Consider the following 14,574-nt stretch of genomic DNA (forward strand, 5'->3'; position numbering starts at 1 on the left):
GCGGGCGCCCCGGTTCCTTCACGGACCGGGGCGCCCGCCTTATCCGCGCCGAAGCAGGTATGATGGCCGGTATGAGAGTGGTCATTCAACGCGTGAGTTCGGCGGGTGTGGACGTGATCGACGCGGCAACCGGCGAGCCGGACGCCTCCTTCGAGCCGCAGCGGATCGGACTTGGACTGGTGCTGCTGGTTGCGGTCAGCGATGACGACGGGCCCGAGCAGATCGACTGGACGGCCCGCAAGATCGCCAATCTGCGAATCTTCGATGACGACGAAGGCAAGATGAACCGCTCGGTGCTCGACGTGGGCGGCGAGGTGCTGTCCATCTCCCAGTTCACGCTGTACGGCGATGTGCGGCGGGGCAACCGTCCGAGTTTCGTGGCGGCCGGGCAGCCCGACCATGCGCGGGACGTCTGGCTACGCCTTGACGAGGCGCTGCGCGGCCATGGGCTCACTGTCCGGGAGGGCCGGTTCGCCGCCCATATGCGGGTGTCGCTGACCAACGACGGCCCGGTGACCATCCCGCTCGATACGGCGGTGATGGCCCGGCCCCGCTAAGGATTCGGCATCTTCCCTCCCCGGTCCCTTCCGGGGCGGGGCACGCCTGCCGGGCATGCCCCGCCAAAGCTACTTGATGATGGGGCGCAGCGGTGCGGAGACGTCCACCTGGTGCTTGTCCCCGATGACGTTGGGGTCGTTGATAATCTTGTCGACCACGGCCTTCTTCAGTTTCAGGTCGGAGGAGTCGCCCCAGACGATGGTGTAGTTGCCGCCGTCCAGCACCGTGGTGATCGAATCCTGCGTCTGCGCGCTCACCGAGGAGATGCGCTGCCGTATCGACTCGTCCAATCGTCCCAGGATCGACAGGGTCTCGTGCACCGCCTGGTCGGACAGCCCCTGGTCGACATCACCGACGTCCACCACCGGAATGCCTTCCACCGATACGTTCCCGACGGAATTGAGCACGCGCCCCTTGCTGTCGACCGCGGTCATGGACCCGTCCGAGGCGCGCAGCATGGCGGCGGGCCGCTGTGCCCGGACCGTCACGCGCAGACGGTTGGGGAACTGCTTGCTCACCTTGGCCTCGGTGACGCCGGGGATGTCGTCCAGCTGGTCGATGACGTCGTCGCTGGAGACCAGGAGCAGCGATTTGCCGGTCTGTTTGCCGGCGATCTGCATGATCTGCTCCTCGCTGACCCATTCGTTGCCGCCGGACACCTGGATGCCGCCGGTTTCCAGCCGGAACACCGGGGAGAAGAACAGCAGCCAGACCAAGGCGGCCACGGCGGCCAGCGCGGCGGTTATGACCACCGCCCGCAGGAGAATCACGCGCGCGGTCGCCTTGCGGCGCTCCTTCAGACGGGCGCGGAAATCCACGACCTTCGGACGCGTAACCACGCCGAGCGGCCCGCGGGTCTGGTTCAGCGTCTTGGCGACAAGGTCCTCGCCCTGCAGGCGCCTGACGTCGACGAATTCACCGGGATCGGATTGCCCGCTGCGTTTCGGGGACGACTCCGTCGAGCGCACGGAGCGCGCCGAGCGTGCGGGCGCCGCCGCCGGCTTGCGGTCCACCGCACCGGAGACGACCCGTCGCCCCGCCATCAGGATTCCATCCCGCCGACGCGCGCCGACAGCTCGCGCAGCAGCACGTCGTCCATCCGGTTGATGTCGCCGGCGCCGACGGTGATCACCACATCCCCCGTCCGGACGGTGTCGAGGATGCGCACGGCGGCCTGCCGCATATCCTCGACGGCGCGGATCCACTCCCCCGCATCCGCGCAACGGTCCGCGTCCGCGGCCTGGACGATGGTCGAGGCCGAGACGTCGGGGAAGTCCTCCTGCTTCTCGCGGGCGGGGAAGATACCGGCCACGATCACGTCGTCGGCCTTCGACAGCGCCTGTGCGAACTGCTCGGCGAAGATCCGGGTGCGCGAGTACAGGTGCGGCTGGAACAGCACATGGATGCGGGATTGCGGATACCGGCGCCGGGCCGCGTCGAGCAGCGCGGCGATCTCGGTGGGATGGTGGGCGTAGTCGTCCACGACGGTGACCCCGTTCACGCACCCGCACACCTGGAAGCGTCGCGCCGCACCCAGGAACGAGGCGGCGGCCCGTGCGGCCTGCTCGTACGGCATGCCCAGCATCCCCGCGGCGATGATGGCGGCGGCGGCGTTGCGCGCGTTATGGATGCCCGGGATGGACAGTTCCACGGGCACCTCCAGCTCCGCGCCGTCGGCCAACGCCGGAGGGATGCGCAGCGTGAAGCATTCGCGGCCGGTGCGCTCGCGTTCCCGCTCCGATTCGATGCGGACCGCAACCGCGCCGTTGAGGTCGCCCAGCGTATCGGGATCCTGGGTGGTGTAGACCACGACCCGTCCGGCGACGTCCGCGTCCACGGCCCGCAGGACCTCCAGGCAGCCTTCGTCGTCGGCGCACATGACGACCGCGTCCCTCGCGTGGCCGATGTGGTCGACGAAGGCCCGGTGGTATCGGTCCGCCGTGCCGTAATGGTCCAGATGGTCGGGTTCCGCATTGGTGACGATGGCGATGGAGGGACGGTACTTGGCGAAGCTGCCGTCGGATTCGTCGGCCTCCGCCACCAGCACCGCGCCGTGTCCGGCATGGCCGCCGTCACGGTTCGTGCCGTCCGGCGACTGGATGGAGCCGCCGATGGCGTAGCTGGGGTCGGCGAGCTCCCCGGTTCCCGCGTTGACCAGGATGTGGGCGAGCAGCGAGCTGGTGGTGGTCTTACCGTGCGCGCCAGCCACGGTGACGGCCCGTTTGGCGGCCATCAGCAGGGCGAGGATGTCGCTGCGGTGCACGATGCGGGCACCGGCCGCATGCGCCGCCACGATCTCCGGATTGTCCGGCTTGATGGCGCTCGAATAGACCACGGTTGCCGCGCCGGCCACGTTCTGCGCGCGCTGCCCGAACTGGACCGCGACGCCCAGCGACTGCAGCCGATCGGTTTTGGGGCTTGGCTCGCGGTCGGATCCGTCGACGACGACGCCCTGCTCGTGCAGCATCTCGGCCAGCACGCTCATGCCGGCGCCGCCGATGCCGATGAAATGGGTCCGGCCCAGATCGCCGATCCGTTCGTCGGGTCCGAAGGCCGGACGGGTCGGATCGAGCTCGATGGTTGTCTCGACGGCTGATTGTTCTGACACTGGGAGTCCTTCCTGCACTGTTTCTGGTTCTGCGTTTTCCCCTGCGCTACGCGGCCTGACGCTCCGCCGCCGCCAGCACGCGGCAGGCCATGGCCTCGGCGGCGTCGCGGATGCCGTAGCGCCATGCGGCTTCGGCGAATCCGGACAGACGGCCGCTGTCGGCCAGCAAGCCCGGCACATGGTCGATCACCCATTCCTTGGTGAATTCGCGGTCGGCCACCATCATGCCGCCTCCCGACTGCACGACGGGTTGCGCGTTGAAGCGTTGCTCGCCGTTACCGATCGGCAGCGGCACGTAGATCGCCGGCAGGCCCAACGCCGTCAGCTCGCTCACCGTGCCCGCGCCGGAACGGCAGATCACCAGGTCGGCGCAGGCGAACGCCAGGTCGATGCGTTCCAGATACTCGGCCACATGGTAGTCCCCGTCCCCGGCGTGCGAGGCGTCCAACCCGGTGACGGCCGCATCCCCCGCGCTGACCGAGACCAGTTCATGCACCTCGTCCGCCTTGCCGTTACCGGTCAGATGCACGATCTGCGCGTGCTGCAGCAACGATGAGGCCGAGGCCGCCACGGCGCGGTTGATGTTGGCGGCGCCCAGCGAGCCGCCGGTCACCACCACCACCGGACGATTCGCGTCCAGGCCCAGCTGTTCCGCCGCCTGACGGCGGGCGCCCTCACGGTCGGATTCCAGCCGCTCGCACAGCTGCGCGATGGCCGGCCGCAACGGGAGCCCCACCCGTTCGATCACGGCATCCCGACGCGCCTTCAGCCCCGTTCCCTCGTATGCGGTGCCGATGTAGTCGGCCCAACGGGCGCCCAGCTTGTTGGCCATGCCGGCGCGCGCGTTCTGCTCGTGGATCAGAATCGGGATCCGCATGACATGCGCCGACGCGTACACCGGGGCGGAGGCGTATCCGCCGAAACCCACCACCACCTGGGCCTGATGACGTTCCAGGATCTGTCTGGTCCTGGCCGTCTCCCGCTTCCAGGCCATCGGGAACCGCAGCGCGGCCATATTGGGGCGGCGAGGGAACGGCACCTTCTCGATGGTTTCCAGTTCGAATCCCGCCTGCGGGACCAGGTCGCGCTCCAGACCGACCGCCGTGCCGATCACCGCGATATCCGCCGAGGGATCCTTGGCCCTGATGGCGTTGGCCACCGCCAGCAGCGGGTTGACATGTCCGGCCGTACCGCCGCCGGCCAATACGATGCGGTGCATTCGATTGCTCATAGCATACGAGCTTAGTCCACGGGCAGGCCCCGGCAGGGCATTCGGCAGCGGTTCCTGCCCGCAATGTCCATGTCCGCGCGTCACGCCTTGACCCGCTCGGCCTTGACCTGCGGGTGCTCCCGCATCATGCTCACCGCGGCTCCCGCCGCCGCCAGACACATGATCAGCGAGGAGCCGCCCGCCGAGACGAACGGCATCGGCACGCCCATGACCGGCAGCAGGCCGACGACCACGGCGATGTTGACCAGCCCCTGCCCCACCAGCCAGGCGGCGATGCAGATCAGCACCATCGAGGCGTACCGGTCCCGCATCTGCAGCGCCATGGCGATCAGGCACCATCCGATGACCACGAACAGCAGGATCACCAGCGCCCCGCCGATGAATCCGGTCTCCTCGCAGATGATCGCGAAGATGAAATCATTATGGGCGGCGGGCAGGTAGTTCCATTTCTCGCGGGAGTTGCCGATGCCCACGCCGAGCAGCCCCCCCGAGGCGATGGCGTACCGGGCGTGGATGGACTGGTAGCACACGTCCTGCGCGTCCGAACCGGTGCATGCCGTGTAGGCGGCCAGGACGCGGTTCAATCGGTTCGGGCTCGAGATCACGAACGCCGCGGCGGCCGCACCGACCACGGCCATGCCGGCGAGCAGCCATTTCATCGGGAATCCGCCGATCAGGAACGCCACGATGCCGATGGCCACGATGATCATGCCGGTGCCCATATCCTTGCCCAGCATGACCAGTCCCAGGCATACGAAATACACGATCCCGGGAGCCAGATACGCCTTGACGCCCTCGCGCTCATACCGTTTGCGTGCGGCGATCATGGCGGAGGGAAGCCAGATGCACAGCGCGCATTTCATGACCTCGGCGGGCTGCAGCGTGAACACGCCGGGGATGCCGATCCAGCCGGTGTTGCCGTATTGGGTGATGCCCAGCGGCGTCAGCGTCAGCGCCTGCAGCACCATCGAAAAGCCTATGCCCGCAATGCCCAGTCGGCGGTAGATCGGGCAGCGCACGTGCATGGCGATGAAGGCCATCACCAATCCGATCACGCAGTACATGCCCTGGCTGAGCGCCTGCCGCCACGGGGACGCGCCTTGGGAGACCATATCCACGGACGAGCTGGAGAACACCATGATCACGCCGAAGCAGGTGAGCGCGAGCACCGCCACCCGGAAGCCGTGGTAGCACCACAGCGGGTTGAGCAGGCTGCGCCAGCCCGTATACCGCTGGAACCCCTCCGCCGCCTCTCGTTTCCTCGGTTTTCCCGTACCCTTCGAGCGGTCCGAGGATGCGGAACGAATCTGTCTAGGCTTCGGCATGGGTTCTCACCCATTCCCGAGCCTGCTCGGCGAACCGGTCGCCTCGGTCGGCGTAGGAGACGAACTGGTCCATGGATGCGCAGGCCGGGGCCATCAGCACCACATCACCCGGGGCGGCGTAGGCGCCGGCCGCCTCGACGGCACGCCGCATCACGGTCTCGTTGTCCGACGGGTCGATGAGGGTCAGCGGGATATCCGGGGCGCTGGCGGCAAAGGCCTCGGTCATCGGGAGCTGGTCCGCGCCGATGATGACGGCCGCCTTGATACGCGCCGCCTGATCGGCCACCAACTGTTCGAACCTTCCGCCCTTGGCCAGGCCTCCCGCGATCCACACCACGCTCTTGAAACCGAAACTGCCTAGGGACGCCGCGGCCGCGTGGGCGTTGGTCGCCTTGGAATCGTCCACGAAACGGATATCGCCTTCGGCGGTGTGCCGGACGGCCACGGTCTGGATGCGGTGGCCTCCGGGGGTGAAGTCGCGCAACGACTGCACGGCATGATCCGGATTGGCGCCCAAGCCCAGCACCAGCGCCAGAGCCGCCAGCGCGTCGGCCAGCAGATGCGGGTATACCGTACCGTCCGGCTCGCATAGATGAGGGAAGTCGCGGACCTGGGCGATGCGCAGCGCCTGTCCGGCGGGAGTACCCGCCACGCCGCTCATGTCCACAATCCAACCGTCGCTGATGCCGATCTGCCCCTCATCGGGCGCGTGCAGGGTGAACCCCACCATTCGGCATCCGTCGGCCGGCTGCGCCCGCCGGGCCAGTTCGGTGACGCGCGCGTCGTCGGCGTTGTAGACCAGGGCTCGCTTGACGCGGTGATAGACCTTCGCCTTATCGGCGGCGTACCGGTCCATGCCGCCGTGCCAATCCAGATGGTCCGCGGCCAGGTTGGTGATCACCGCGCAGTCCAGTTCCAGCGAATCGGTGAAATGCAGCTGGAACGAGCTTAATTCCACGCACAGCGCATCGTAGGAGGCGTCGACGGCGGCATGCGACACGGCCTTGCCGATGTTGCCCACGGCCGGCGCGTGCCACCCGCAGGCGTTGAGCATCTGCGAGGTCATCTCCGTGGTCGAGGTCTTGCCGTTGGTGCCGGTGATGCCGATCCATGCCGCGGGCGCGCCGGTCCGGTCGCTGTCCACGCGCAGCCGCCAGGCCAACTCCACCTCGCTGATCACCGGGATGGACCGGCGTTGCGCCTCCAGGATGAACGGGGTGCGCGGATTGAACACCGGCGAGGTCACCACCAGGTCGACCCCGGTCCAGTCCACGTCGTCGAACGCATGGACATCCGCCTCGGGCCGATGTTCGTCCACCGTAATCACCCGCGCCACGCGCGGTGCCAGCACCTCGGCCACGCTCCGCCCGGACACGCCCAGACCAGCCACGACCACCGTCATGCCCGACCAATCGTTCCTCTGCATATTCATTGTCCTCCCATGCCCGCGGCCCATTGCACGCACGGGCCTCACACCAGACCGGACCGTGCCACCCAGTCGCCGTAGAACACTACGAGGCCGACCAGCACGAAGATGAGTTCAACCATCCAGAACCGCACCACCACCTTGCCTTCGGTCCAGCCGAGCAGCTCGAAATGGTGGTGGATCGGCGCCATCTTGAACACGCGTTTGTGCGTCAGCTTGAAATAGCCGACCTGGATGACGTCGGACAGGGCTTCGATGACGTACAGACCGCCGACGATGATGGCCAGGAACTCGGTGTGCGTGGCGATGGACATCGCCGCGAACAGCCCGCCCAGAGCCAGCGAGCCGGTGTCCCCCATGAAGATGGTGGCGGGGTTCGAGTTGTACCAGAGGAAACCGAAGCAGGCCACTGCGGCGCACAGCGCGATGATGGTCAGGTCCAGCGGGTCGGAGACCGCGTAGGCGAACCCCTCATGGCCAGCTCCCTTGAGATGGTAGCTCTCCCAGAACGCGATCACGCCGTATCCGGCGAATGCGATCATCGACGAGCCGGTGGCCAGCCCGTCCAGCCCGTCGGTCAGGTTGACCGCATTCGTCCAGGCGGTCATCAGAAAGTTGACCCAGATGACGAACAAGACGGTCGCCACGATCCTGCCCGCGAATTCGAAGCTGAAGAACGGCTCCTCGATGAAGCTCATGCCCGCCTGGGCGCTGGGGAGCCCGGACCGGGTGGGGATGATGAGCGCCAGCACCGCGTACAGGGTGGCGAAGATGAACTGCCCAATGAACTTGCCCGCCACGGACAGGCCTTCGTTCTGCTTCTTGCGCACCTTGGCGAAGTCGTCGATGAAGCCCAGCACGCCCATGGAGAGCATGGCGAACAGCACGAGCATGGCCGACAGCGAGAACGCCTCGCCGGATACGATATGCCGGTAGATGGCCGAAGCCAGCCAGCCGCACACGATCGCCAGGTTGATCACCACGCCGCCCAGCGTCGGGGTGCCGCGCTTGACCTGATGCGACTGGGGACCATCCTGCCGGATGTACTGGCCGTAATGCAGTTTGTGGACCAGCCTGATCAGCAGTGGCGTGCCGACGATCGTCACCACCAGTGAGACCAGAATTCCGATAATGAGTGCAATCACCTGCGGTACTCCATTCGCGTCATATTCCCTTTCCCGGTCCGTCCGGCCGCTATGCGGCCCATCGTTCGGCCAACGCGCTCAACCCGGAGACGTGAGACCCCTTGAGCAGCACCACGGCATTCCCGTGCTCCCGCGCCAGACGAACGACCGCGGCATCGGCCTGATCGGCGTCATGCACCCAGTCTATCGACGGGTGCGCCGGGGTCGCGCCCGTTTGCGCGCGCTTTGCCCCCTGTGCGACCGCTTCGGCCAGCGCGTCGAGATGCGCGTCGGCGGTGCCGCCGACGGCCACGACGGCGTCCACGCCGCACCGGGCGGCGTATTCGCCCACGCCGCGATGCAGCTCTAGATCGTTCGCGCCCAGCTCCAGCATGGCGCCCAATACGGCCACACGGTACGGCGCGGTCTGTTCCCCGGCGCCCCACGCCATCAGGCCGTCCAGACCCGCGCGCATCGAATCGGGGTTCGCGTTGAACGAGTCGTCGATCAGGGTGAAGGAGGCGCCGCCGCGCTCGACGGTCGACACCGCCATGCGATGGGGGCTGATGCGCGTCAGGCCCTCCAGCACCTCGCCGATGCGTGCCGGCGGCATGCCCAGTCGGAATGCCACGCTGGCCGCCGCCAACGCGTTCATGACGTTGTGGCGTCCGCAGATGCCCAGGCGCACCGCCGTGGCGGCGCCATCGGGCGTGGACAACGTGAAGCGGGGACGGTCCAAGGCATCGGTGCCGATGTCACGCGCCGAGCAGCCGGAGGCCAGGGCCCGCTCGTCCTGCACGCCGAACCACAGCACCTCTCCCGGCGCCTGGGCGCTCATGGAGGCCACGCGCTCATCATCGGCATTGAGGATGGCCACGCCGCCGTCGGCCAGGCCGCGCACGATTTCGCTCTTGGCCTCCACGATGCGTTCCACCGAGCCGAACTCGCCCAGATGGGCCACGCCGACCTTCAGCACCACGGCGATGTCCGGAGGCGCGATGGTGGTCAGTCGGGCGATCTCCCCGACGTGATTGGCGCCCATCTCCGCCACCAGGTACCTGGTGTCCGGGCCGACCTTCAACGCGGTCAACGGCAGGCCGATCTCATTGTTGAACGAGCCGACGGGGGCGACCGTCTCCCCCATCGATCCAAGCAGCGCGGCCAGCATGTCCTTGGTGGTGGTCTTGCCCACCGAGCCGGTGATGCCGACGATGGTGAACGGCGTGTCCAGTGCGCGGCGACGCTCGATGTTGTGCTGCGCCAAGGTTCCCAGGGCGGCCACCGTATCCGGCACGACGATCTGCGCCATCGGAGCATCGACCTGATGCGCCACCAACGCCACAGCGGCGCCGCTCTGCGCGGCGCGCCCCACGAAATCGTGGCCATCCACCCGTTCCCCGGCGATGGCGACGAAGACGCCCGCCTCACCGACCTCGCGGGAATCGGTGACGGCACTGGTCGCCACGGTCTGCGGTGTGGCGGCAACGCCCTCCGGGATGACCAGACCGCCACCGACCGTCTCGGCGATCTCGGACAGCGTCATCGGCATCATCGTGGATTCCACAGCCATATTCGTTCCTCTCCCTCAGGACAGTTCCCTGGACACGCGCAACGCGCTCCTGATATTCGCACGGCGCACACCGGCCGCCATGGCCATGGCGATGGCCAATGACAGCACCTCCCACGATCCGCCGTGCTCGCCCTCGTCGGCCTGGCGCGCCAACGCATCGGACTCGGCGGTTCTGCCCACCGCCTTGCCGCGCTCGTCCATCACGCAACCGTACCGGTCGCACGCCGTCGCGCAGGCCTCGCGCAGACGGGAGTCGGGCACGTCATCGACACCGAACACGTCCAGATCCACCGCATGCAGCGCGCCGCGCCGCAACGTCCGCTCGTCCATGGACACGATCACGGCGTTCGCGCCATCCTCCGCGCACACCGACAGCACACGCTGCACATCCAGAACCCCCAACGGATAGTGCAACCCGATGTACTGCTCCAACGACTGCGTATCCGCCGCGCTGATCACGCCGACCGGATTGCCGAGCACATGCAGGAATTCGGACAACTGCTCCACCTGCCGTTGCACCTGCCCGGCCTCCTCGCCGTAGCAGGCGAACATCGCCAACGTCTTGGCGCCCGTCAGTTCCTGAGCCATCGCGGCCAGACGCGCGTCATCGCACTCCCCCAGCACCAGCGGCATCGACAACCTGTCGACCGCCCCGCGCAACGCCTGCGGCACCAAGGCCGCATACGCGCCGCGCATGGCGGCGTGCTCCAGCCGCTCCATATTCACCGACCCCGCAGGCACATACAACGAACCGGGGATCACCGAATCGACCTCATCCGCCAGCGAGGTCACCGTCACGCCCTCCGAGGACGGCGGCACCAGCTCATATCCGTACCGGGAAGCCAAGGTCCCCAACGTCATCCGGCATGCACCGGAACCGCTCACCACACTCATCGGTCCAGCCTTTCCTCCAGCGAATTCACCAATCCACCGGAATAGCATCGGTACGCGGAGACGAGGGAGCCACCTCATATTTCTGCATAAGGAATTCACCAATCCTGGCGAACAACGGGCCGGCGGTCAGACCGCCGAATCCGCCCTTCTGCGGATCCTTGATCACCACGGTGACCACGAAGCGGGGGTTGTCGGCGGGGATGATGCCGGACCAGTCGCACACGATCGAGGTCAGACGGCCGTCCGCGCCGGCGACCTCGGCGGTGCCGGTCTTCGAGGCCACGCGGTAGCCGTCCACCTTGGCAACGTTGTCGTATTCCTCGGCCACCGACTCCATGGCGTTGAGCACATCCGCCGCCACCTGCTCGTCGATCACGCGCACGGCGTCCCCGTGCTCCTCGGAGGTGACGCGCCCCTGCGCGTCGGTCACCGACTTGATCAGCGACTGCTGATGCCGCACGCCCTTGTTCGCGATGGTGGCCACCACGTTGGTCAGCTGCAGCGCGTTCACCGTGTACCCCTGGCCGAACAGCACCGTGTCCCGGGTACGGCCGTCCCAGGCGTCGGCGCCGGCCAGCATGCCATCGGATTCGCCGGGCAGGTCCAGCCCGGTGGACTGGCCGACGCCGAACTTGGTCAGGAACTCGTAGCGCTGCTCGTTGGTGTAGTTCTCCGCCGCCATCACCATGCCGACATTGGAGGAGTTCTGCAGGATGCCCGCCAGCGTCCAATGCTCGCTGCCATGGTTGGTGGCGTCGTGGAACTCCTGGCCGTTCTTGGTCATGCTGTACGGCACCGTGAACTGGTCGGTGGCCTTGTGCAGGCCGGTCTGCAGCAGTCCGGCCATGGTGATGACCTTGCCGATCGACCCGGGCTCGAAGGTCTCGCTCACCGCCTGGGAGACGTTGAGCTTGGCGTCGTCGCTGCCCGCCTCGATCTCGTCGGTGTCCTCCAGAGCGATGATCTCGTTGGTCTGAAGGTCATGCACCACGCCGATGGCCCAGGCCGCCCCGAACTCCTCCTTGCCTTCCCGCAGCACTTTCTTGACGTACCAGTTCACGTCCTGATCGATCGTCAGCGTCACATCGCTGCCGTCCACGGCCGCCTCGGAGTCGGTCATCGTGCCCGGAATCTGCTCGCCGCCGTTGCCCTGCTGATACACCTCGTATCCGTCGGTGCCGGTCAGCTCGTCGTTCATCATCTGTTCGATGCCGTTGACGCCGTTGCCCTCGTCGTCCACACCGCCCAGCAACGCGCCCAGCTGGGTGCCCGTGGAGTAGATGCGGTCGCTGCTCAGCTCGCACCACACCACGCCGGCCAGATGCAGGTCGTCGATCTTGCGCTTGAGCTCGGGGGTGATGTCCCGCTGGATCACCTGGTACCGGCTCACGCCATCCAGTTTGGCGCCGAGTTCCATGGCGTTCACACCGTCCAGCACCGTGGCCAGCAGACGCGCCACGGCGGCCGCGCCGGTGGCGCCGACGGGCTGGTCGTCGATCTGGTGGCAGTACCCCAGCGACTTGGCCTGGTTCGACCCGCAGGCCACCGGTTCGAACAGCGAGGCCGCATAGGGGTCGGCGAGCAGCGTGTACCGCTCGACGCTCTGGGCAAGCACGTTGCCGTTGGTGTCCAGGATCCGCCCGCGCTTGGCACTGATCGGCACCGTGGTGGTGCGGCTCTGGGTGGCCGCCTGCGCGGTGGAACGACCGTCCAGCAGCTGGATGCCGACGAGCCGGCCGAGGCATGCCACGGCCATGAACGCCAGAATGACACCGATGGCCATGCACCGCTTGGCGAACCCGCTATACCTGCCGGCCCTCATCTGTCCGCGTCTCATTGCGTTCCACCTTCACTGGGTTGATATCCGTTCAGATCGATGGAGATGGAACCCTCCTGCGGGACCATGCCCATCTCCTGCGCACGTTCCGGCAATGACGCCTTCAGCATGTCCAGCTGCGTCTGGCGCTCCTCCACGTCCTGGCTCAACCGCTCGATCCGAGTCTGCACCTGGCTGGATTCGAAGGAGATCTCGACCATCTGCGTGCGCAAGGCCAACGCCCCCAGCAGGGTGCCGACCAGGAACACGATGGCGATGGTGATGTGCAGCAGCGGTGTGGTCTTCGTCCTGGTCCATTCCAGCAGACGTTTGAAACCGCGCGCCGCCGAGCCGGCCCCGGCCCGCTGACCGTTGACCACGTGCAGTTGCGGACGCGACTGCGGCGCGCCGTCCCGGTCCGGGCGTCCCGCGGGCGCCGCCGAGGAATGCACGCTTCGTGCCTGTGCAGCCATCATCGTCCCCCTTCGTAGTGTCGCGGCTCCGCGGCGGACGCGAAGGTGCGCCGCCATCGCTGCGGAATCGGTCGCGTCAGTTCCACGCCCCGCAACCGGACGGATGCGGAACGCGGGTTATGCGCGATCTCCCCCTCGTCGGCCTTGACCGCGCCTCGGGTCAGATCCCTGAAGAACGGCTGGGCGTCGGGAGGGATGACCGGCAGGCCCGGCGGCACATCGGCCGCCAGTCCCTGCGCCATGAACGTCTTGACGGTTTTGTCCTCCAGCGAATGGTACGACTCCACCACCAGACGGCCGCCCACGGCCAGCCGGTTCGCAGCCTGCGGCAGCGTGGACGCCAGCTTGTCCAGCTCGCCGTTCACCTCGATGCGCAATGCCTGGAACACCCGCTTGGCCGGATTGCCCGCGGGCCGATGCGCCTGCGGGATCACCTCGTCCACCAACGCGCTCAACTGCGCCGATGTGTGCAACGGCTCCCTGTCCCGCCGCTGGACGATCCGCCGGGCGATCTGCCGGGCGTACCGCTCCTCGCCGTACGTTCTGAAGATCCGCGTCAACGCCGGCTCGTCATACTCCGCGAGCACGCGTTCGGCCGTCAACGGCTGCGACACGTCCATCCTCATATCCAACGGCGCATCGTGGCTGTACGAGAACCCTCGCTCCGTCTCGTCGATCTGCAGGCTCGACAACCCCAGGTCCATGAACACGGCGTCCACGCGCCTCACGCCGACGTCGTCCAGCACCTGCGAGAACGCATCGAACGCGGCATGCACCGGGGTGAACCGGTCCGCCAGGCCCTCCGCGCGCACGCGTTCGGTGGCCATCGCCAGCGCCTGGGCGTCCCGGTCGATGCCGATCAGACGCGCCCGGGGCGAGGCCTTGAGGAACGCGATGGTATGTCCGGCCAATCCCAGGGTGCAGTCCACGGCCACGGCGCCGTCATGGTCCAGCGCCGGCGCGACCAGCTCGACGCAGCGTTCGAGCAGCACGGGTTGATGGATGGTTGCATAGTCGTTCATCAGAATTCCACCGCCGGTAGTACGTCGTTCTCGATATCGGAGTAGCGCTGCTCCTTCTCCGCCAGATACGTCTGCCACGCCTCGCGGTTCCAGATCTCGGCACGCGTGCCCACGCCAATCACCACAATGTCCTCCCCCAGATCCGCATAATCCCGCAGAATCTGCGGCACCAGCACACGGCCTTGCTTGTCGGGCACCTGGTCGGACGCGCCCGACAGGAACACGCGCAGGTAGTCGCGGGTGTCCTTGTCCCCCACCGACGCACGCTGGATCTGCATGGCCATATGCCGAAACTGGCTGATCGGCAGCAGATACACGCACCGTTCCTGGCCTCGGGCCAGCACCACGCCGCGGCCGAGCATGGAACGGAACTTGGCCGGCAACGCCATGCGTCCCTTCGCGTCGATCTTCGGCGTGAACGTGCCCAGCAGCAACGGCGGCAGCTGCAGCATATCCATGTCATCCCCGCCTGCGGGAGGTTGCTGCTGTGCAAAGACGTCGTCATTCACAGCCCCACCTCCTTCAGC

Annotated in this window: 13 protein-coding genes; 1 reads left to right on the forward strand and 12 read right to left on the reverse strand. The window is 67.2% G+C overall.

All coding sequences use genetic code 11. The features are described from left to right. Positions 1 to 71 precede the first annotated feature (71 nt). A complete protein-coding gene (gene dtd, locus BIGA_RS03500; RefSeq protein WP_033507568.1) occupies positions 72 to 557 on the forward strand; it encodes a D-aminoacyl-tRNA deacylase in 486 nt (161 codons plus the stop codon). A 69-nt stretch (positions 558 to 626) separates the two neighbouring features. On the opposite strand, the gene BIGA_RS03505 is transcribed toward dtd, so the two are convergent. The 12 genes from BIGA_RS03505 to mraZ all read right to left on the reverse strand — a co-directional run bounded on the left by BIGA_RS03505 (position 627) and on the right by mraZ (position 14,505). Continuing rightward, on the reverse strand, positions 627 to 1,601 hold the full coding sequence (locus BIGA_RS03505; RefSeq protein WP_033507570.1) for a cell division protein FtsQ/DivIB: 975 nt from the start codon (positions 1,599 to 1,601) through the stop codon (positions 627 to 629). Then, positions 1,601 to 3,166, reverse strand: a complete 1,566-nt coding sequence (gene murC, locus BIGA_RS03510) for a UDP-N-acetylmuramate--L-alanine ligase (protein ID WP_033507572.1) — start codon at positions 3,164 to 3,166, stop codon at positions 1,601 to 1,603. Before murC ends, BIGA_RS03505 begins: the two co-directional genes overlap by 1 nt. Positions 3,167 to 3,212: 46 nt before the next feature. Next, positions 3,213 to 4,397, reverse strand: a complete 1,185-nt coding sequence (gene murG / locus BIGA_RS03515; RefSeq protein ID WP_033507574.1) for an undecaprenyldiphospho-muramoylpentapeptide beta-N-acetylglucosaminyltransferase — start codon at positions 4,395 to 4,397, stop codon at positions 3,213 to 3,215. An 80-nt stretch (positions 4,398 to 4,477) separates the two neighbouring features. Then, on the reverse strand, positions 4,478 to 5,722 hold the full coding sequence (locus BIGA_RS03520; RefSeq protein WP_081929400.1) for a peptidoglycan glycosyltransferase FtsW: 1,245 nt from the start codon (positions 5,720 to 5,722) through the stop codon (positions 4,478 to 4,480). Next, the gene (murD, locus tag BIGA_RS03525) at positions 5,709 to 7,148 is read right to left on the reverse strand and encodes a UDP-N-acetylmuramoyl-L-alanine--D-glutamate ligase (protein ID WP_033507576.1); all 1,440 of its coding nucleotides are present in this window, start codon (positions 7,146 to 7,148) and stop codon (positions 5,709 to 5,711) included. The genes BIGA_RS03520 and murD overlap by 14 nt, the downstream gene beginning before the upstream one ends. A 44-nt stretch (positions 7,149 to 7,192) precedes the next feature. Then, complete coding sequence (gene mraY / locus BIGA_RS03530) at positions 7,193 to 8,293, reverse strand: phospho-N-acetylmuramoyl-pentapeptide-transferase (RefSeq protein ID WP_033507578.1); 1,101 nt, start codon at positions 8,291 to 8,293, stop codon at positions 7,193 to 7,195. A 49-nt stretch (positions 8,294 to 8,342) separates the two neighbouring features. Continuing rightward, positions 8,343 to 9,824 (reverse strand): UDP-N-acetylmuramoyl-tripeptide--D-alanyl-D-alanine ligase, encoded by a 1,482-nt coding sequence (locus BIGA_RS03535; protein ID WP_033507627.1) that lies wholly within the window; start codon positions 9,822 to 9,824, stop codon positions 8,343 to 8,345. Positions 9,825 to 9,857: 33 nt separating this feature from the next. After that, positions 9,858 to 10,736: a hypothetical protein gene (locus tag BIGA_RS03540; protein WP_033507580.1), complete on the reverse strand. Its 879-nt coding sequence runs from the start codon at positions 10,734 to 10,736 to the stop codon at positions 9,858 to 9,860. A 25-nt stretch (positions 10,737 to 10,761) separates the two neighbouring features. Further along, positions 10,762 to 12,573 (reverse strand): peptidoglycan D,D-transpeptidase FtsI family protein, encoded by a 1,812-nt coding sequence (locus BIGA_RS03545; RefSeq protein WP_051917058.1) that lies wholly within the window; start codon positions 12,571 to 12,573, stop codon positions 10,762 to 10,764. Next, positions 12,570 to 13,025: a hypothetical protein gene (locus tag BIGA_RS03550; RefSeq protein ID WP_033507628.1), complete on the reverse strand. Its 456-nt coding sequence runs from the start codon at positions 13,023 to 13,025 to the stop codon at positions 12,570 to 12,572. The genes BIGA_RS03545 and BIGA_RS03550 overlap by 4 nt, the downstream gene beginning before the upstream one ends. Further along, a complete protein-coding gene (gene rsmH / locus BIGA_RS03555; protein WP_033507584.1) occupies positions 13,025 to 14,047 on the reverse strand; it encodes a 16S rRNA (cytosine(1402)-N(4))-methyltransferase RsmH in 1,023 nt (340 codons plus the stop codon). Before rsmH ends, BIGA_RS03550 begins: the two co-directional genes overlap by 1 nt. Continuing rightward, positions 14,047 to 14,505 (reverse strand): division/cell wall cluster transcriptional repressor MraZ, encoded by a 459-nt coding sequence (gene mraZ, locus BIGA_RS03560; RefSeq protein WP_051912030.1) that lies wholly within the window; start codon positions 14,503 to 14,505, stop codon positions 14,047 to 14,049. The genes rsmH and mraZ overlap by 1 nt, the downstream gene beginning before the upstream one ends. Positions 14,506 to 14,574: the final 69 nt, after the last annotated feature.

The sequence above is a fragment of the Bifidobacterium pullorum subsp. gallinarum genome (genome assembly GCF_000741215.1).
In the GTDB taxonomy this organism is placed as follows: domain Bacteria; phylum Actinomycetota; class Actinomycetes; order Actinomycetales; family Bifidobacteriaceae; genus Bifidobacterium; species Bifidobacterium pullorum_B.